We start from the raw sequence: 18,651 nt of genomic DNA, 5'->3' as shown, positions 1-18,651 counted from the left end.
GGGCGTTTTCCGCAGGCGGGGGCAGGGGCGGGGGCGGGGGCCGGTCGTCGGCGGGGATGCGGGGGCCGGGCGCCAGCCGGGTGTCGGCCGGGCGTCGGTTTCAGGCTGGGTGCGCCGGGTGGCACAAACTGCCACTCATGCACATGCTGTCAGTCACCTGCCGTTCACCCGGCCGTCGGTAGGTGCACACAGCATCCGTCCCATGAAGCTCATCAAGCCCGCACTGCTCGCCGCCGCGGTCCTCGCCCTGACCGCCCCGGCCGCCGTCGCCGCCCCGGCCGCGGCCCACCCGGCGTCCTCCCACCGCATCCCCTTCACCGCCGCCACCGTGACCGCGAACGACGACGGCTCGTACCACGTCGTCTGGACCGCGCCCGGAGTGCGCTCGGTCGCCGTCCGGGCGAATGGGCACGTGGTCGCGCGCGGCGGTGCCACCGGTGACGTCACCGTGAAGGGGCTGCCCGCCGCCGACCGGCAGTGGTTCGACCTCGTGCCCGAGCGCGGCGGCTCGCTGCACCTCGCCGACCGGCTGGTCAAGCTCGACGGCACCGTCAACTTCCGTGACGCGGGCGGCTACCGCACCGCCGACGGCCACTGGGTGAAGATGGGCGAGATCTACCGCTCCGACGCCCTGAACAAGCTCACCGCCGCCGACGTCGCCAAGCTCGGGCGCCTGGGCATCCGCGCGGACTACGACCTGCGGACCGAGTCGGAGCGGACCTCGGCGCCGGACGTCGTGCCGTCGTACGTGACGTACCACGTGGCCGACGTGCTGGCCGGGTCCGCCATGACCACCACCATGCCGACCACCGAGGAGGCCGCCGTCCAGATGATGGTGGACGGCGAGAAGTACATGGTCAGCGGTGCCACCGCGCAGGCCGCCTACACCTCGGTCTTCGCGGGCGTGGCCGACGAGGACCAGCACGGGCTCGTCTACCACTGCACCGCCGGCAAGGACCGCACCGGCTGGTCCAGCGCCGCCCTGCTCACCGCGCTCGGCGTGCCCCGCTCGACGGTGATGACGGACTACCTCGCCAGCAACACCTACCGCGCGGCGGCCAACGCGGCCACGCTCGCCGCGATGACCCCGGCCCAGGCGAAGGTCTACAAGTCGCTCCTGGACGTCCGCGCCGAGTACCTGAACTCCGGCTTCCAGGAGGTCCACGACAAGTACGGCACCTTCGGCGCGTACCTCGACAAGGGCCTCGGCGTCGACGCGAAGGAACTGCGCGCGCTGAAGCGGGAACTGCTGGTGGGCTAGCCGGTCGCCGGTCGCCGGTCGCCGGTCGCCGGTCGCCGGTCGCCGGTCGCGGGCTGCGGGGCGCGGGGCGCGTGGTGCGTGGCGCGTGGCGTGTGGCGTGTGGCGCGTGGCGCGTGGCCAGGATCACACGGGCGGTTGGCGGGAGCCGGAATGTGTGTGTCGGGGCGGGTCGTTAGCCACGTGTGTGCACTTGATGCATGTGCACATACCGCCTGGTCAATGATCCGCCCTACTCGCGAGGAGCCCCCCACGTGACCGCCACCACGCCCGCCGTATCCCGCGCGGCCGAGATCCTCTCCCGCCCCATCGCCCTCAACGGGCTCACGGTCCCCAACCGGATCGTGATGGCGCCGATGACCCGCCAGTTCAGCCCGGGTGGCGTCCCCGGCGAGGACGTGGTCTCGTACTACTCCCGCCGGGCCGCCGCAGGTGTCGGCCTGATCGTCACCGAGGGGACGTACGTCGGCCACGACTCGGCCGGGCAGAGCAGCCGTATCCCGCGGTTCCACGGCGAGGAGCAGCTGGCGGGCTGGGCGAAGGTGGCCGAGGGGGTGCACGCGGCCGGCGGCACGATCGTCCCGCAGCTGTGGCACATCGGCATGGTCCGCAAGCAGGGCCAGCCGCCGTTCGCGGACGCGCCCGCCGTCGGCCCCTCCGGCATCCGCCTGGACGGCACCGAGGGCGAGGGCCGGGCGATGACCCAGGGCGACCTGGACGACGTCATCCGCGCGTTCGCCGAGGCCGCGGCCGCCGCCGAGCGCATCGGCTTCGACGGGGTCGAGCTGCACGGCGCCCACGGCTACCTCCTCGACCAGTTCCTGTGGGCCGGCACCAACCGCCGCACCGACGCGTACGGCGGTGACGCGGTCGCCCGTACGAAGTTCGCGGCCGAGATCGTGGCGGCGGTCCGCGCGGCGGTCTCCGCCGACTTCCCGGTCCTCTTCCGCTACTCGCAGTGGAAGTCCGACAACTACGACGCCCGGCTCGCCGAGACCCCCGAGGAGCTGGAGGCGGTCCTCACGCCGCTGGCCGCCGCCGGTGTCGACGTCTTCCACGCCTCCACCCGCCGCTACTGGCTCCCCGAGTTCGAGGGCTCCGACCTCAACCTGGCCGGCTGGACCAAGAAGCTCACCGGCAGGCCCACCATCACCGTCGGCTCGGTCGGCCTCGACGGCGACTTCATCAAGGGCTTCCAGGGCGAGGGCTCCCCGCTCAAGAGCATCGACGACCTCCTCGACAGCCTGGAGCGCGAGGAGTACGACCTGGTCGCCGTCGGCCGCGCCCTCCTCCAGGACCCCGAATGGGCCGCGAAGGTCCTGGCCGGCCGCACGGCGGAACTCGCCCCGTACGACGCGGCGGCCCTCAAGACCCTGAGCTGAACCCCGCACCTCCGCCCACCCTCGCGACCGGCGCCGTCAGGGTGGGCGTTTCACAGGCGGCCGTGGCCAGGGCCCCCGGCCGGCTTCTAGGCTCCGGGGGATGAGGATCCTGCATCTCTCCGACACCCACCTGGACCGCACCGACGCGCCCAACCGGCGGGGCGTCGACGCCACCGCGTCGCTGCGGCTGATGCTCGACGAACTCCGCCATCTCCAGGGCCTGGACGCGGTCGTCGTCACCGGCGACCTCGCCGACGACGGCTCGGTGGAGGCCTACACCGCCCTGCGCACGCTGATCGGCGGCTACGCCCGGGACCGGGGCGTCCCCCTCTTCTGCACCACCGGCAACCACGACGAGCGCGCGGCCTTCGCCGAGGTGCTGGGCAGCGGCCACCTCGCCGCCGACGGCACCGACCGCGCCGAGCTGGTGTACGGGCCCGAGGAGCGGTCCGCGGTCAGCACGGTCGACGGCCGGCGCTTCGTCACCCTGGACTCGCTCGTACCCGGGAAGATCCACGGCCGGCTGGGCGCGCCCCAGCTGGAGTGGCTGCGCGAGGTGCTGCGCACCCCGGCCGAGCGCGGCACGGTCCTCGCCTTCCACCATCCGCCCTTCGCCCTCGACCTCTCCTCGACCCAGGCGGTCTTCGGGCTCCGTGACCCCGGCGACCTGGCGGCGGCGATCCGGGGCAGCGACGTACGGGTGATCCTCACCGGGCACTACCACCTCCAGCTCTTCGGGCTGCTGGAGTCGGTGCCGGTGTGGGTGACGCCCGGGGTCGTGAACCGGATCGACCTCACCGTGGCGGGCGGGGGAGAGCGCGCGGTGCGCGGGGCGTCGGCCTCGCTGGTGGAGCTGGACGGACCGGCGAGCCCGATGTTCCACACCTTCCACGCACGGGATCCGCGGGCCCACGAGACGGTCTACGAGATCGACGACGAACGGGCCCGGGAGATCGTCGCCGAGCACGGCTGAGGGACCCTCTCGTCGTCGCTGTCGCTGTCGCTGTCGCTGGCGTCAGAGGTTGCCGAGGGGCTCGATGTCGACGTGGACGGGGGTGCCCCAGACGCGGAGCACCTCGTAGTCGGTGAACTCGTGGACGAGCCGGTAGGCCATGGCGGGCCGGGAGCCGCGGCGCTGGGCGGCGAGGTACAGCTCGGCCTCGTGCCGGTCGCGGCGCGGGGTGCCGCACAGCTCCCACTCCCGGCCGTTCCACGACTCGGGCAGCCAGCGCTGCTGCGGCTGCGGCCGGTCGGCCCGCACCCCGTAGCGGGACAGGGACGGACCGGCGGCCTCCGCCGGCACCGGCTGGGGTCCGCCCGCGTACTCCGACCGCCGGGCCGACCGCCGCCGCGTCTCGCAGAGCAGGCACAGGTCGGGGGCGCTCGCGTCCACAGGCCCCTGCGGATGCTCGGCGCACCGGGTGGTGGGCGCCGCCGCGCCGACGCTCTCCTCCAGCAGGTCCAGGGCGCGCCGGAGGTCGTCCTTGACCTCGTGCAGCCTGGCGTCGGGCGTGTCGGCGGTCAGGGCCTCCCCGTGCTCGCCGAGGAGACGAAGGGCACGACCCAGGGCGGTGAGCTGGGAGTGGTTCATGCGGTCCAGGGTTGCACAGGGCACCGACAAGGCCGTGGTGCGCTGACCGTCACGTGGATGGCTCAGGTGACGGGCCGTCCCGTCGTACACCACGGCTGAGACCGACGTACGTGGCCAGGAAGCCGACGGCGTAGCCCGTCAGCAGGCCGCCGGCGTAGACCGCCGCCGCCAGGGCCGGGCCCCTGTTCCCCGTCAGGAGCGGGAACAGGGCCCAGCCCGACGGTCCGATCGCGGTCGAGCCCACCCGGTCGCCGAGCACCGCGAAGAACCCCACGAACGCCCCGCCGGCCGCGCCGCCCGCACAGGCGGTCAGGAAGGGGCGCCCGAGCGGCAGCGAGACGCCGTAGATCAGCGGCTCGCCGACGCCCAGCAGGCCGGCCGGGAGCGCCGACCTGATGGTCGTCCGCAGCGAGGTGTCGTGGCGCAGCCGGACGTAGACGGCGAGGGCGGCCCCCACCTGGCCCGCGCCCGCCATGGCCAGGAGCGGGAGCAGCACGGTGTAGCCCTGCTGCTGGATGAGGGTGGTGTGGATGGGGATCAGGGCCTGGTGCAGGCCCAGCATCACCAGGGGGAGGAAGAGACCGCCGAGGACCAGGCCGGCGAAGGGGCCGGTGGTGGCGAGCAGCCGGTCGGCGGCGGTGCCGATGGCGGCGGAGACCACCCCGGCGGCGTACATCAGGCCGTACAGCGTGGCCAGCCCGGCGACCAGGACGGTGAGGGTGGGGGTGAGGAGGACGTCGAGGGCGGCGGGGACGCGGCCCCGGCACCACCGTTCGACGTACGTCGCGAGCAGCGCCGCCGCCAGCGCGCCCAGCACCCCGCCCTGGCCGGGGGAGAGGGCCACGCCGAAGGCGGACACCTTCGCGACGCCCGGGTAGACGACGATCGCCGCCACCGCGCCGCCCAGGACCGGCGTCCCGCCGAACACCTTCGCCGTGTTGTAGCCGACGAAGACGCTGATCAGGGCCATGAAGCCGGAGGCGATCGCGGCGAGCGCCGGGGTCAGCCAGGGCAGCAGGCCGGCGTTCACGAGCAGCCCGTTCAGCCCCGCGAGCACGCCGCAGCCGATCAGCGCCGGGATGAGCGGCACGAAGACGTCGGCGACACGGCGCAGGGCGGTCTTGAACGGCGTGGCATTCCGCCGCGCCCGCTCCCCCCGCAACACCTCCCCCCTCCCGGCCAGCCGCTCGGCACTCGACGCCGCCCCGAGAACCGACGAGCCGTCGGGGGTCGGATAGCCGACGGAGGTCGGCGAGCCGTCGGTGGACGGCGATCCGGTGGTGGTCGGTGAGCCGTCGGTGGACGGCGATCCGGTGGTGGACGGCGATCCGTCGGTGGACGGCGATCCGGTGGTGGACGGCGATCCGTCGGGGGTCGGCGATCCGGTGGTGGCCGGTGGCCCGTCAGTTGTCGGTGGCGCGTCGGTGGCCGGTGGCGCGTCGGTGGTCGGTGGCGCGTCGGTGGTCGGTGGCTCGGCGGTGGTCGGTGGCTGCCCGGGGGTTCTCGGTCGCCCGGTGTGCGGGGGGCCTTCGGTGGGTTCGGTGGGTTCGGTGGGCTCCGGTTGCCCGGTCCGTGGGAGTCGGTCGGTGGTCAGGAGTGTTTCGAAGGCCGTGGTCACCCGGGTCACCAGTCCCGGGCCGAGGACCACCTGGAGCGTGTCGGTGTCGGGGACGACGCCCAGGACCCCGGGGACCGCCCGCAGCGCGTCCGCGTCGGGCAGGGCCGGGTCGGCCAGGCCCAGCCGGAGCCGGGTCATGCAGTGGGCGACGGAGGTGACGTTCGCGGCCCCGCCGACGAGGGGCAGCAGCGCGGCGGCGGTGTCGTGAGGCGACGAGGAAGGCGATCGGTGCACTCCCCGAGCGTGCGGGTCAGCCGCCCGCCGAGGCGAGCGCGGCGCGCAGACGGCCGCCGGACTCCTCCAGAAGGCGGGCGGCCGAGGGCCCGTCCACACCCGCCAGGATCACCAGCACGGCGTGCTTCACCTCGCCGCCGGTCGCGGTCAGGGCCGCCTCGATCTCCTCGTCCGCCGCCCCCGTGGCGAGCGCCACGATCCGCCGCGAACGCGCCCGCAGCTTCTCGTTCGACGCCCGCACGTCGACCATCAGGTTCCCGTACGTCTTGCCCAGCCTGATCATCGTGATCGTCGACAGCATGTTCAGCACCAGTTTCTGCGCGGTGCCCGCCTTGAGCCGGGTCGACCCGGTGAGCAGCTCCGCACCGACGACCACCTCGATCCCGTGCTCCGCCGCGGCCGCCAGCGCGCTGCCCGCGTTGCAGGACAGCCCCACCGTCAGCGCGCCCAGGCCGCGCGCGTGCTCCACGGCGCCGACGGCGTACGGCGTACGACCGGACGCGGACACCCCGACCACGCAGTCGGCGGCCGTGATCCCGAGTCCGTCGAGGTCCTCCCGGGCCAGCTCGACGGAGTCCTCGGCCCCTTCGACCGACGTGACCACGGCCGTGGGCCCGCCCGCGATGACCCCGACGACCTGCCCCGGGGCCGTGTTGAACGTCGGCGGACACTCCGACGCGTCCAGGACGCCGAGCCGCCCCGCCGTCCCCGCACCGGCGTAGACCAGCCGGCCGCCCCGTGCCATCCGGGCGGCGATCGCGTCGACGGCCCCCGCGATCTCGGGCAGCCGGAGCGCCACCGCGGCGGCGACCGCGGCGTCCTCGCCGTTCATGAGCCGCGCGATGTCGAGGGTGGGCAGCGTGTCGATCTCGGCGAGCTCCGGACGGAAGGCCTCGGTGGTGAGGGTCTCGAGCTCGGTGCGCAGCGCGCGGTGTTCGGTGGTCATGGCAGGACGGCTCTCTTCGACGCGGACGAGTGCGGCAGGTCAGGGACGCGGGGAACTGCGCGGCAGGCTGCGGTGCCGGTGGGCCAGCGCCTCGTAGGACGCCGCCAGCGCGGGAGCGGCCGCGTCGTAGGTGCGCTGCGCCACCCCCACGAACAGACAGTCCACCACCAGCAGCTGACTCGTCCGGGAGGACATCGCCGCCGGCCGCAGCTCGCTCTCCCGGGACGTGGACGTCGTCAGCACGTGGTCCGCGTACTGCGTCACCGACGAACCCGGCCGCCCGGTGATCGCGACGGTCGTGGCCCCCCGCTCGAACGCCACCCGCAACGGCTCTATGACGTCCCCGGTGGCCCCGGAGTGCGTGATCGCGATCGCCACGTCGCCGGCCCGCAGCTGCACCGCGTTGGTCACCGCGAGATGCGGATCGCTGTGCGCGTGGGCTATCAGCCCTATTCGCAGCAGCTTCTGCGTGAGGTCCTGCGCGACCAGCCCCGACGCCCCGATGCCGTACACGTCGGTCCGCCGCGCCCCCGCGAGCGCGTTCACCGCGGCCCCCAGCTGCGCCGTGTCGAGGCCGGCGGCCGTGTCCGCGAGGGTCTGCCGCTCGTCCTGGGCGAGTTTCGCGACGACGTCGGCGATCGGGTCGTCGACGTCGATGTCGGTGGTGATCGCGGGCGCCCGCCCCGACTGCTGGTGCGCGGCGAGCCCGGCGAGGGCGAGCCGCAGGTCGCGGTAGCCGGGGTAGCCGAGCAGACGGGCGGTGCGCACGACGGTCGCCTCGCTCGTGCCGGTGAGCTCCGCGAGAGCGGTGACCGTGAGGGCGGCGCAGCCCGCGGGGTCGCCCGCGACGGCCTCGGCGACCCGCTGCATGGAACGGGTCATGGAGGGCGCGAGGGTGCGCACCTTGGCCGCGAGGGCGGCGGGAGCCGGCGGGGCACCGAAAGTTTCCTTCACGTCCTCGGTCACAACTGAAAGATATTTTCGGCTCGGTGTCCCGGTCAAGACCGCGCACAATGGGACCATGGACCCCGTAAGCCCCCTCGAACAGTCGCTCCATGCCGCCCGCGCCCTCGTACTGGCCGACCTGGTCGCGGGCGAGGTCGCCGAGGCGGACGTGGTCTCGCTGGTCGAGGACTCCGTCGTGGCGCGGCGCTGGTGGGTCCAGCAGTGGCCGCAGGGCGCGGACTACGTGGCGGGGCTGGTCGCCCAGGACGTCCAGGACGCGCTGCTGGAGCGGTACGGCCGCTGGCCGTTGTGCCCGGTGTGCGGCGCCGGTGACCCGCACGCGCTGGACGTCGAACCGGAACTCGGCCCCGATCCGCACTGGGTGTGCCACAAGGCGGGCGTGAAGGTCGCCTCCGTCGGCTCCCTGGGCACCGCGACCGGCGGGACACCCTCCTCGTGACGGTGTACATCGACCCGCCGAACTGGCCGGGCCACGGCCGCATGTGGTCGCACCTGGTCAGCGATGTCTCGTACGCCGAACTCCACCTCTTCGCCGAGGGCCTGGGCGTGCCCCGCCGCGGCTTCGAACGCGACCACTACGACATCCCGTCCCACCGCTACCCGGACGCGGTACGGGCCGGTGCCGTCGAGGTCAGCAGCCGCGAGGTGGTGCGGTTGCTGCACGGGGCGGGGCTGCGCAGACGCAAGGGCGGCCGCGCGTGACGGCCGTCAGCGGGAACGCAGTTCGAAGGCCAGGCCTTCGTCGTCCGTGCTCACCCGCACGAACCCGGCGCGGCTGAGGACCGCCTGGGAAGGGGCGTTGGCGGGGTCCACGGTTGCGAAGAGGGACCGTACGTCGGGGCGGGCGAGGGCCCAGTCGGCCAGGGCGCGGAGCGCCTCCGTGGCGTAGCCGTGGCCGCGGGCGGCCTCGGCGAGGTCGTAGCCGATCTCCACGCGGCCCTCCGCGTCCGGGGCGGAGTGGAAGCCCAGGCCGCCGATCGCCCGGCCGTCCACCCGGCGGACCAGGGCGAAGACGCCGAACTCCGGCCGCAGGACGCCTCCTTCGTACGCCTTGAGCAGGAAGCGGGCGGCGTCGCGGGTGCCCTCGTAGGGCCCGCCCTCGATCCACTCGAAGCCGCCGTCGCCGCCGAGGCGCAGGTCACGGGCCTCGGCGGGGCGGATGCCGACCAGGTCGAGGCGGTCGGCGGGGACGACGAGGTTGTTGTGCCAGAGCCATTCGGTGACCGGGGCGCGGCCGGGCAACTCGCCGCGGCCGGTGGCCCACAGCAGGGTCGGCCAGGGTGCCGGACCGGGCTGGACGTGCGGGAAGAGCAGGGCGAGGACGGACTCGGCGAGTTCCTCGCAGGGGTGGTAGGGGACCTCCAGCGCCTGGGTCATGTCGTGGGTGTGGAGCAGGACTTCGGCGACCCCCATCGCCGCGAACCCGACGCGGTCCGCGCTGCGGAAGGGGGACGGGTGGAAGGCGCGGACCTCGCGCGGCGTGGTCCGTACGGTGGCGGCGAGCAGGGCGCCGGTGGTCCGGACGACCTGGAGCACCCCGGAGTTGTCGGTGCCGTCGTCGAGCGTGAGCTCGAAGGGGACGTACGCGTCCTGGGCGCGGCCGGCCAGGTTGCCGGCGTAGGCGACGAGGTCGTCGGCGACATGGACCGCCGTCTCGCGGCAGGTCCACTCCAGCCCCTTCGCCCGCACCCCTTCCCAGTCCTGGTCGACCGCCGCCCGCAGGGCCGTGACACAGCCCGTGACGGCCTCCTCCACCTGATCCCCGCCGAAGGCACGCATGCGCGGCACCCTAGGGCGCCGGGTCCTTGGCGGTCGACAGCATTTCCAGCTCCGCCGTGAGGTTGTAGCGGGCGGTCGGCTCCCACTCCGCCCGGCCGTGCGGGGTTCTGAACAGCTCCGGCAGGCCGAGCAGATGACGCAGGACCGCGGAGCGGCCCTCGCGGAAGGCGTCGTTCGGCACGAAGTGGTACTCCTCGCGGACGGCGGCGGTGTAGGCGGCGTACGCGGTGGGCGGGGCGGCGAGGATCGCGAGGTCGGCGTCGCACAGCACCTCGCCGTCGCGGTCGCCGGCGGCCGGGTCGTGGGTGACGGTGAGCCGGACGAGGCGGGCGACCTCCGCGGTCTTCCCCGCCGGGACGCCGGCCTCGGCGAGGGCGCGCTCGGCGAGGCGGGCGGAGCGCTCCTCGTTCTCCGAGCGGTCCGGCAGGTACACCGCGTCGTGGAACCAGGCGGCGAGCCGGACCACGTCCGGGTCGGCCGCGTGCCGCTCCAGTACGTCGACACGGTCGAGGACCGCGGTGAGGTGCGCGAGCGTGTGGTAACGGCGCTGGGGTTCCTGCCAGCGGCGCAGCAGTTCGTCGGCGTACGCGTCGGGGTCGGGACGCTCCCCCTCGCCCCCGCGCACCGCAAGAAGGGCACCCCGCCACCGGGAGCGCAGCTCCTGAAGTTCGGCCATGCCTTCATTCTCCCGCGAACCACCGACAACGGGGGCGGTGAGCCGGGTGAGCCGGGTGAGCCGGGTGAGCCGGGTGAGCCGGGTGAGCTGGGTGGGTTGGGTGGGCCGGGTGGGTTGGGGGGTTGGGGGGCGCGGTGGGCCGGGTGAGCCGGGCGGGTTGGGGGGCGCGGTGGGCCGGGTGGGTTGGAGGGCGCGGTGGGCCGGGTGAGCCGGGTGAGCCGGGTGGGTTGGAGGGCCGGTGGGCCGGTGGGCCGGTGGGCCGGTCGGCTAGTCGGTTTGGAGGGTTGGTCGGTCGGCGGGTTGGCGGGTTGGTGGGCCGGTGGGTGGGTCGGCCAGTCGGTTTGGCGGGTTGGTCAGTTGGCGGGTCGGCGGGCCGGTGGGTCGGCCAGCCGGGTTGGCCGGTCGGCCGGTTGGCGGGTCGGTCGGTCCGGGGTCGGTCCGGTGTGAGGTGGTCCGGCGTGAGACGGTCTCGCGGCCGTGCCTGTCCGCCGCGTACGCTTAGATTGGACTAGACCTCCTGGACCGGACCTCCCATGGCGGGCTGCGCCGGAGGTACACGGGGAACACCGCGGAAGGGGCCCTATGAGCACGCGTGCAGTCCTGGAGGTGATCGCCCTCGACGCCGAGGACGCGGTCGCCGCCCAGGCCGGAGGCGCGGACCGCCTCGAACTGGTCACCGACATGGCCGCCGACGGGCTGACCCCGTCGACCCGCACGTTCAGCGCGATCAGGGCGGCCGTCGACATCGACCTGCGCGTGATGCTGCGGCTCGCGGACGGCTTCGCGGCGGGTGACGTGGCGCGCCTCATGGGGGTGGCCGCGGAGCTGCGGGCGGCCGGGGCCGACCAGTTCGTGCTCGGGTTCCTGGCCGCGGACGGCGGGGTGGACCTGGACGCGGTGGAGCGGGTCGCCAGGGAGCTGGCGGGCTGCCGGTGGACCTTCCACCGCGCCATCGACCGCGCCGCCGACCGCGACGCCCTGCGCAAGCAGCTCGCCGACCTGCCGGGCCTGGACACCTACCTGACGGCGGGCGCGGCGGGCGGCGTGGACGACGGCCTGCCCACCCTGCTCGCCGAGGCCCGGCGACGCGGCGAGCCGGGCTACGGACAGCACCTCCTGGTCGGCGGCGGCCTGCGCCTCGACCACGTCCCGGAACTCCGGAAGGCCGGCGTCGACGCCTTCCACATCGGCGGCGCGGCCCGCCCCTCCGGCTGGACCGGCCCGGTCTCGACCCCCGCCGTACGACAGTGGCGCCGGACCCTGGACCACCCCTGAGGAGTCCTCCTGGCCGGTGACAGGGCGGGGCCGTTTCACCACGCGCGTGCCGACCGGCCCCGACACTCGCCGTGACCGCCGACGCTCGCCCTGACCTGACCGCCGCGACCGGTCAGGCAGGGGGTACCGGTCCGACCGGTCCGACCGGGGCAGCCGGGGCAGCCGGGGGCGGTCGGTCTGGGCCGCGTCAGGCGTGCGCCCCCGCCGCGACGAGGAGTCGCGCGGTGTCGGGGTGGGGGCCGCGGCGTGCCCAGGTCAGAGGGGACCAGCCGGTTCCGCGGTCCTCGCGGAGGCTGGGGTCCGCGCCGTGGCTCAGCAGCGCGCGCACCGTCTCGGTGTGGCCCCAGCACGCGGCCGCGCACAGCGGGGTGCCCTCCGAACCGGGCCCCGCGCTCTCCGCGTCCGGCGCTGCCCCCGCCGCCAGGAGCAGCAGCGCCACCTCGGCGTCTCCCTGCACGGACGCCAGGTAGAGCGGGGTGGTGCCGTCGCCGTCCGCGCACCGCGGATCCGCACCGGCCCGCAGCAGCGCCCGTACCCGGACCGGGTCGCCCGCCACGACCGCGTCGAAGAACCGCCGGGAGAGCTTCTTGCGCCGTCGCCGGTTCATGACAGCTGCGACGGCAGCGGGGCCGCATGGGTCACGATCAGGCCCGAGACGGCCCGGGTCAGCGCGACGTACAGCCGGCGCAGCCCGGTGCGCTCGTCCGGTTCGCCGTCGACCACGGCCCCGGGCTCGTCGAGGACCACGTAGTCGTACTCCAGACCCTTGGCGAGGGACGCCGGGACCAGGGTGAGGCGGGTCTCGGCCGTCGTCTCCTCACCGGGGGCCAGGAAGCCGATCCCGGCCGCCGTGAGCGCCTCGGCCAGCGCGGGCACGCGCGCGTCCGCCGCGATCAGCCCCGTCGAGCCCTCGTTGCGCAGCAGCTCCTCGCAGGCGGCGACCACGTCCGCGGCCTCCGCCGCCGTACGGACCTCGAAGAAACCGGGGTTCTCACGCACCGAGGCGACCGGGGCGAGGCCGGGGGCGATGTGCGGGAGGAGCCGGGAGGCGTACGTGATCACGTCCGTCGGCACCCGGAAACCGGCCGTCAGCTCCTCGATCACGCCGTCCGACTTGCCGAGGTGGGCCAGCGCCTCGTCCCAGCTCCGGGTCGCCCAGGGCGTGGTGCCCTGCGCCAGGTCGCCGAGGACGGTCGCGCTGCCCGTGGTGCAGCGGCGGCCCACCGCGCGGTACTGCATCGGCGAGAGGTCCTGCGCCTCGTCGAGGACCACGTGGCCGAGCGAGTGGGTCCGCTGCACGAGGTCCGTCGCCTCGTCGATCAGCACCGCGTCCGCGGGCGACCACTTGGCCGACTTCACGCTGCGCACCGGCTTCGCCCAGAGGATCGTCTTCCGCTCCTCCTCGTCGAGGAGGCCGTCCGCGTGCTCCGCGAGGAACTCCGCGTCCGTGAGCAGCCGCAGCACGAGCTTCGCCGGGTCGACCGGCGGCCAGACCTGCTTGACGGCCGCCTTCACCGCCGCGTTGCGCGCGACCGCGTCCTGCACCCGGTCGTCGGGCGCCTCGCCCGAGCGCTCCATCTGCACCAGCACCGCGTGCGCGATGCGCTGCGGCAGGGCCTCGCGCGCCGCGCCGTAGCGGATGTCCCGGTCCAGCAACTCCCGCACGATGGACTCCAGTTCGTACGCCGGCACGCGCCAGCGGCGGGAGCCGCGCACGACCACGACCGGCTCGGTCGGCAGGGTCACGTGCGAGTAGACGGCCCTGCGCAGGACCTCCGCCATCCGCGCGTCGCCCTTGACGACCGCGGCGGGCGCCTCGTCCGTGCCCTGCGGCGCGACGTGCGCCACCAGGTCGTCGACCGTCGCCTGCTGCACGCTCAGCTCGCCCAGCGCGGGCAGCACCTGCTCGATGTAGTGCAGGAACGAGCGGTTCGGGCCGATGACCAGCGTGCCGGTACGGGCGAGCCGCTCGCGGTGGGCGTAGAGGAGATAGGCCACCCGGTGCAGGCCGACGGCCGTCTTCCCGGTCCCCGGGCCGCCCTGTACGCACACGGTCCCGCCGAGCCCGCTGCGGACGATCTCGTCCTGCTCGGGCTGGATCGTCGCGACGATGTCACGCATCGGACCGACGCGCGGCCGCTCGATCTCCCGCTGGAGCAGCCTGCTGGTCCGGGCCGCCTCCTCGGGGTCCGACAGGTGCTCGTCCTCGTACGCCGTCAGGTCCCCGCCCGTGTACCCGAAGCGGCGGCGCAGGGCGATGTCCATCGGGTCCTTCTTGGACGCCCGGTAGAACGGCTGTGAGACCGGCGCCCGCCAGTCGATGACCATCGGGTCGCCGTCGTGGTCGTGCACGTGCCGGCGCCCGATGTAGAAGCGCTCGCCGTACGCGCCCTCCGCCCGGTCGGCGCCCGGGGCGTGCAGGTAGTCGAGGCGGCCGAAGAAGAGGGGGGTGTCGCTGAGGTCGGCCAGCGCCTTGATGCGCTCCTCGATCTGGCGGGCCAGCACCTCGGCGTTGACCCAGTTCGCGGTGACGTCGCGGATGTCGAGCGACTCGACGTCCTCACGCATGGCACGCAGCGCGGCGCGGGACCCGGCGAGGTGGGAGCGCTCGCGGGAGAGGGGGTCGGTGGTCGGTGCGGTGTGCGGGTCCGCGAGCGGGTCGTGGGCGGGCGTGGACAAGGGGGTGCCTCCGAAGGCCTGCGGTGGACGGCGCGCGTGCGGTTGTCGCGCGGGTGGCGATCAGCCGGCCGGTTTCCGTCCGGTCGGCGGCACTCCGGGGAGGGAGGCGGGCAAGAGCGGAGATTCTAGTGAGGCGGGGGCGGCGGAGGCCAATGGATTTTCCCGGCGCCCGCCCGGCCTTCCGGCCGGCCCTTTGACCCCTAGGGGGCGTGTCCCCCGGAAGGCCGGTCGGGAGTAGGGGTGGAGCTCCGTCCGGGGGTGGACGGACGGCTGCCGGAAAGTGGACCCGTGGGCCGATGCCGTCCTTATGTCCGAAGTACCACCATTGAGGCATGAGCGCAGCAACCATCAACCCAGCCCCCGGCCGCCCCCCGGGCGCCACCGCCGTCGACGGAGCCCCTGCCCACCGCCTGGGCGACGCCCTGCGCGCCGTCAAGGTCTTCGTGAGCGCGGCGTTCAGCGTCGTCATCCTCGGTGAGTACGGCGAGGAAGCGGGCATACGCCGTAAGTGACGGCATAGGGTCGCCTCCGTGCCGAACCGGACGGTGACGTCATCCCACCCCTCTTCCCCCTCCTCCTCCCGCCCTCTCGCCCCGCGGCCTGCCCCCTTCCCCTCCTCCTCCCACTCCTCCTCCCTCTCCTTGTCCCTCGCCCTCCTGGCGGTCTCCCTCTGCTCCTTCGCCGCCCTGTGCCTCCTGCTCCGCGCCCCGATGGCCGACCTGCTGGTCTACCGGGCCGAGGGCGAGGCCGTGGTCCACGGCGGTGACCTGTACGGCTTCACGGTCACCCCCTGGCGGCTGCCGGCGACGTACCCGCCCTTCGCGGCGGTCCTGTTCGTCCCGACGACCTGGATCCCCGTCCCGGCCCTGAAGACCGCCTTCCTCGCGGGCAACGCGCTCCTGCTCGCCTGGTTCGTCACCCTCTCCGCCCGGCTGGCCGGCCGCGCCACACCCCTCCCCGTGCTGTGCGCGGCCACCGCGCTCGCCCTCTGGCTGGAGCCGGTCTTCCAGACCCTGCTCTTCGGCCAGATCAACCTCGCCGTCGCCTGCCTGGTCCTGTGGGACCTGACCCGCCCGGCCGGCGCCCGCGCCAGGGGCCTGGCCCTCGGCATCGCGGCGGGCGTCAAACTCACCCCCGCGGTCTTCATCGTCCATCTCCTGCTCACCGGACGCAGAAAGGAGGCAGGCGTCGCCACGGCGTCCTTCGCCGGTACGGCACTGCTCGGAGCCCTGCTCCTCCCCGGGGCCAGCGTGGACTTCTGGACGCGGCGCCTGTTCGAGACGGACCGGGTCGGCAAGGCGTGGATCATCGACAACCAGTCGCTCCAGGGCCTGATCGCACGAGCCCTCGGCACACAGACACCGGGCCTGGCCTGGGCGCTCCCGGCGGCGGCGGTCGCGGCGGCGGGCCTGTGGCTGGCGACCCGCGCCCACGACACCGGAAAGGAGCACTGGGGCGTCCTGCTCACCGCCCTGACCGCGCTGCTGGTCTGCCCGATCAGCTGGTCCCACCACTGGGTGTGGTGCCTCCCGCTCCTGGCGGTCCTCCTCGCCGAGGCCCGTACGGCGGCCGTCCTCGCCGTCGCCGCGCTCTTCACCGCCCGCACGATGTGGCTGCTGCCCCACGAGGGCGACCTGGACCTGCGGCTGCCGTGGTGGCAGCAGCCGTTCGCGTCGCCGTACCCGGTGCTGGGACTGGCGTTGCTGGCGGGCGCCGCGGTCGCCGTCCTACGCGGGTACGGCGGCGCCCTGCCGGACCGTGCTCAGCCCTCCGCCAGCATCTCGTCGGCGTCCACGATCCGGTAGGCGTAGCCCTGCTCGGCCAGGAAGCGCTGCCGGTGGGCGGCGAAGTCCTGGTCGATGGTGTCGCGGGCGACGACCGAGTAGAAGTGGGCCTGGTGGCCGTCGGCCTTGGGGCGCAGCACCCGGCCGAGGCGCTGGGCCTCCTCCTGGCGGGAGCCGAAGGTGCCCGAGACCTGGATGGCGACCGTGGCCTCCGGCAGGTCGATGGAGAAGTTGGCGACCTTCGAGACGACCAGCACGCTGATCTCGCCCTCGCGGAAGGCGTCGAAGAGCTTCTCGCGCTGGGCGTTGGAGGTCTCGCCCTTGATGACGGGCGCGTTCAGATGCTCGCCGAGCTCGTCGAGCTGGTCGATGTACTGGCCGATGACCAGGATCTGCTGCCCGGCGAAGCGCTTCACGATCGCCTCCGTGACCTTCCGCTTGGTCGCGGTGGTCGCACAGAAGCGGTACTTCTCCTCGGTCTCGGCGGTGGCGTACGCCAGCCGCTCGGAGTCCGTGAGGTTCACCCGCACCTCGACGCAGTCGGCGGGCGCGATGTAGCCCTGCGCCTCGATCTCCTTCCAGGGAGCGTCGAAGCGCTTGGGCCCGATGAGGGAGAACACGTCCGATTCCCGGCCGTCCTCGCGCACGAGGGTGGCCGTCAGCCCGAGCCGCCGACGCGCCTGGAGGTCGGCGGTGAACTTGAAGACAGGAGCCGGCAGCAGATGGACCTCGTCGTAGACGATCAGACCCCAGTCGCGGGAGTCGAAGAGTTCGAGGTGCGGGTAGACGCCCTTCCGCTTCGTCGTCAGCACCTGGTACGTGGCGATGGTGACGGGCCGGATCTCCTTGCGGGTCCCGCTGTACTCGCCGATCTCGTCCTCGGTGAGACTCGTCCGCTTCACCAGCTCGTGCTTCCACTGGCGCGCGGAGACGGTGTTGGTGACGAGGATGAGGGTGGTCGACTTGGCCTGCGCCATCGACCCGGCGCCGACCAGCGTCTTCCCCGCACCGCACGGCAGCACGACCACGCCGCTGCCGCCGTGCCAGAAGTTCTCCACGGCCTGCTTCTGGTAGGGGCGCAGCGCCCAGCCGTCCTCGGCGAGCTCGATCGGGTGCGCCTCGCCGTCGACGTACCCGGCGAGGTCCTCGGCGGGCCAGCCCAGCTTCAGCAGGGTCTGCTTGATCTGCCCGCGCTCGGAGGGGTGCACGGCGACGCTGTCCGGGTCGATCCGGGCGCCGACCAGCGGGATGATCCGCTTGGAGCGCAGGATCTCCTCCAGGACGGGGCGGTCGGTGGTCGTGAGCACCAGACCGTGGGCCGGGTGCTTGCTGAGGGTCAGCCGCCCGTACCGGTCCATCGTCTCGGCGATGTCGACCAGCAGCGCGTGCGGCACCGGGTAGCGGCTGTACTCCACCAGCGCGTCCACGACCTGCTCGGCGTCGTGCCCGGCCGCCCGCGCGTTCCACAGTCCCAGCGGGGTCACCCGGTAGGTGTGGATGTGCTCCGGTGCCCGCTCCAGTTCGGCGAAGGGCGCGATGGCCCGACGGCAGTCGTCGGCCCGCTCGTGGTCGACTTCCAGGAGCAGGGTCTTGTCGGACTGGACGATCAACGGACCATTCACGCGCGGCACCCTTTCGTCATCGGCCAAAGTTCCAGTGTGCCTCATCCGCGAAAGATCAAGGGAGGTACGAGACGACCGTGAGGGGCGGCGGCCGGCCGCGGTGCAACCATGTGCCCGTTTCGGGTGTCGTGTCCGGGGGAGGCCGCGCAGCGCGCGTGGCCCGGGGAGGAGAGCGCGGTGACATCCGCACGCATCTGGGGATCCGGTGCCGCAGCCGTGGCGGTGCTGGCTGCGACGGGGGTCTGGGCCTATGGATCGACCGCCGTGGACGCGGGCCTGTGGGCCGAGGTGCGGCCCGTGATCGAGGCCCGGCTGGTGGCGCAGTCCGCCGGGACCGGAGCCGGGGAGAGCGAGCCCGCGCTCAGGTCCCGCTGGTTCTGCCGGGCCGAGGCGCTGGACCTGGAGGCGGCCGGGGACCGGGTGCGGGCGGGTGTCAACACCCTGTGCGAGGAGTACGGCGTCCGGGCGGGGGCCCTGGTGCTGTGCGGCGGCGCGCAGATACCGCAGGTGATGCGGCTGGAGCGGGACACGTCGGCGGCCGGCGGGTACCGCGTCGTCTCCCAGGAGGAGGGGCCGGAGGGGGAGGGCAACGCGGAGTGGGAGTCCGGCCACTTCAGCCGTGCCGCCGAGTCCCGGCTCGGCACGGAACTCGACTCCGCCGGCCTGCTGACCGCGGCCCGCTCCCACTTCGGCCTGCCGACGGACGCCCCGGTGACGTACTGCTAGTGCTGTGGCTACCGGAAAGCTCGCGGCGTCCGGTGCGGTGCATCGCAAGGCGGAGCATGGCCCGCGTACTGGATGTACTCGGGTGATGCGACAACGCGGCGAGGTGCCGTGCCGG

General features: G+C 73.9%; 18 protein-coding genes. 9 read left to right on the top strand and 9 right to left on the bottom strand.

The window, feature by feature from the left end; all coding sequences use genetic code 11:
• The first annotated feature begins 202 nt into the window (after window positions 1–202).
• The 3 genes from ACZ619_RS42875 to ACZ619_RS42865 all read left to right on the top strand — a co-directional run bounded on the left by ACZ619_RS42875 (window position 203) and on the right by ACZ619_RS42865 (window position 3,613).
• Window positions 203–1,261, top strand: coding sequence for a tyrosine-protein phosphatase (locus ACZ619_RS42875; protein ID WP_469611313.1), 1,059 nt, complete (start codon window positions 203–205; stop codon window positions 1,259–1,261).
• 251 nt (window positions 1,262–1,512) lie between these two features.
• Window positions 1,513–2,640 (top strand): NADH:flavin oxidoreductase, encoded by a 1,128-nt coding sequence (locus ACZ619_RS42870; RefSeq protein WP_469611311.1) that lies wholly within the window; start codon window positions 1,513–1,515, stop codon window positions 2,638–2,640.
• Window positions 2,641–2,740: 100 nt separating this feature from the next.
• Window positions 2,741–3,613, top strand: a complete 873-nt coding sequence (locus ACZ619_RS42865; protein WP_469611309.1) for a metallophosphoesterase — start codon at window positions 2,741–2,743, stop codon at window positions 3,611–3,613.
• Between the two features lie 42 nt (window positions 3,614–3,655).
• On the opposite strand, the gene ACZ619_RS42860 is transcribed toward ACZ619_RS42865, so the two are convergent.
• From ACZ619_RS42860 to ACZ619_RS42845, 4 genes are read right to left on the bottom strand one after another with little or no spacing between them, the layout of a single operon-like run.
• Window positions 3,656–4,231 carry a hypothetical protein gene (locus tag ACZ619_RS42860; protein ID WP_469611307.1) on the bottom strand — a complete coding sequence of 192 codons (576 nt, stop codon included), beginning with the start codon at window positions 4,229–4,231 and terminating at the stop codon, window positions 3,656–3,658.
• Window positions 4,232–4,280: 49 nt separating this feature from the next.
• Complete coding sequence (locus ACZ619_RS42855) at window positions 4,281–6,083, bottom strand: PTS transporter subunit EIIC (RefSeq protein WP_469611305.1); 1,803 nt, start codon at window positions 6,081–6,083, stop codon at window positions 4,281–4,283.
• A gap of 16 nt (window positions 6,084–6,099) precedes the next feature.
• Window positions 6,100–7,029, bottom strand: coding sequence for an N-acetylmuramic acid 6-phosphate etherase (gene murQ, locus ACZ619_RS42850; RefSeq protein WP_469611303.1), 930 nt, complete (start codon window positions 7,027–7,029; stop codon window positions 6,100–6,102).
• A gap of 39 nt (window positions 7,030–7,068) precedes the next feature.
• Window positions 7,069–7,995, bottom strand: coding sequence for a MurR/RpiR family transcriptional regulator (locus ACZ619_RS42845; RefSeq protein WP_469611301.1), 927 nt, complete (start codon window positions 7,993–7,995; stop codon window positions 7,069–7,071).
• A gap of 55 nt (window positions 7,996–8,050) precedes the next feature.
• On the opposite strand from ACZ619_RS42845, the gene ACZ619_RS42840 reads away from it, so the two are divergent.
• Both ACZ619_RS42840 and ACZ619_RS42835 read left to right on the top strand, forming a co-directional pair.
• On the top strand, window positions 8,051–8,434 hold the full coding sequence (locus ACZ619_RS42840; RefSeq protein ID WP_469611299.1) for a hypothetical protein: 384 nt from the start codon (window positions 8,051–8,053) through the stop codon (window positions 8,432–8,434).
• Window positions 8,431–8,697 (top strand): DUF4031 domain-containing protein, encoded by a 267-nt coding sequence (locus tag ACZ619_RS42835; protein ID WP_469611297.1) that lies wholly within the window; start codon window positions 8,431–8,433, stop codon window positions 8,695–8,697. The genes ACZ619_RS42840 and ACZ619_RS42835 overlap by 4 nt, the downstream gene beginning before the upstream one ends.
• A 6-nt stretch (window positions 8,698–8,703) precedes the next feature.
• Here the strand turns inward: ACZ619_RS42835 and ACZ619_RS42830 are convergent, their stop codons facing one another.
• Together ACZ619_RS42830 and ACZ619_RS42825 are read right to left on the bottom strand one after the other, a co-directional pair.
• Entirely contained in the window at window positions 8,704–9,774 is a 1,071-nt protein-coding gene (locus tag ACZ619_RS42830; RefSeq protein WP_469611295.1) for a GNAT family N-acetyltransferase, read from the bottom strand.
• A 10-nt stretch (window positions 9,775–9,784) separates the two neighbouring features.
• Window positions 9,785–10,450: an HD domain-containing protein gene (locus ACZ619_RS42825; RefSeq protein ID WP_469611293.1), complete on the bottom strand. Its 666-nt coding sequence runs from the start codon at window positions 10,448–10,450 to the stop codon at window positions 9,785–9,787.
• Between the two features lie 582 nt (window positions 10,451–11,032).
• On the opposite strand from ACZ619_RS42825, the gene ACZ619_RS42820 reads away from it, so the two are divergent.
• Entirely contained in the window at window positions 11,033–11,725 is a 693-nt protein-coding gene (locus ACZ619_RS42820) for a copper homeostasis protein CutC (protein WP_469611291.1), read from the top strand.
• A gap of 187 nt (window positions 11,726–11,912) precedes the next feature.
• On the opposite strand, the gene ACZ619_RS42815 is transcribed toward ACZ619_RS42820, so the two are convergent.
• Window positions 11,913–12,332, bottom strand: coding sequence for an ankyrin repeat domain-containing protein (locus ACZ619_RS42815; RefSeq protein WP_469611289.1), 420 nt, complete (start codon window positions 12,330–12,332; stop codon window positions 11,913–11,915).
• On the bottom strand, window positions 12,329–14,404 hold the full coding sequence (locus tag ACZ619_RS42810; protein ID WP_469611287.1) for a HelD family protein: 2,076 nt from the start codon (window positions 14,402–14,404) through the stop codon (window positions 12,329–12,331). The genes ACZ619_RS42815 and ACZ619_RS42810 overlap by 4 nt, the downstream gene beginning before the upstream one ends.
• Before the next feature lie 332 nt (window positions 14,405–14,736).
• On the opposite strand from ACZ619_RS42810, the gene ACZ619_RS42805 reads away from it, so the two are divergent.
• Window positions 14,737–14,916 carry a hypothetical protein gene (locus ACZ619_RS42805; RefSeq protein WP_469611285.1) on the top strand — a complete coding sequence of 60 codons (180 nt, stop codon included), beginning with the start codon at window positions 14,737–14,739 and terminating at the stop codon, window positions 14,914–14,916.
• A 129-nt stretch (window positions 14,917–15,045) separates the two neighbouring features.
• Window positions 15,046–16,209, top strand: a complete 1,164-nt coding sequence (locus tag ACZ619_RS42800) for a glycosyltransferase 87 family protein (RefSeq protein ID WP_469611283.1) — start codon at window positions 15,046–15,048, stop codon at window positions 16,207–16,209.
• Here ACZ619_RS42800 and ACZ619_RS42795 read toward each other — a convergent pair.
• Complete coding sequence (locus ACZ619_RS42795) at window positions 16,167–17,810, bottom strand: DNA repair helicase XPB (RefSeq protein WP_469611281.1); 1,644 nt, start codon at window positions 17,808–17,810, stop codon at window positions 16,167–16,169. The two genes, ACZ619_RS42800 and ACZ619_RS42795, sit on opposite strands and share 43 nt — an antisense overlap.
• A 177-nt stretch (window positions 17,811–17,987) precedes the next feature.
• Here ACZ619_RS42795 and ACZ619_RS42790 point away from each other — a divergent pair, with 177 nt between their 5' ends.
• Complete coding sequence (locus ACZ619_RS42790; RefSeq protein ID WP_469611279.1) at window positions 17,988–18,536, top strand: hypothetical protein; 549 nt, start codon at window positions 17,988–17,990, stop codon at window positions 18,534–18,536.
• Window positions 18,537–18,651: the final 115 nt, after the last annotated feature.

This window comes from Streptomyces sp. NPDC104367 (assembly GCF_055583825.1).
The sequence above is the reverse complement of the archived record's forward strand: the minus strand, read 5'-3'. Positions and strand labels throughout refer to the sequence as shown.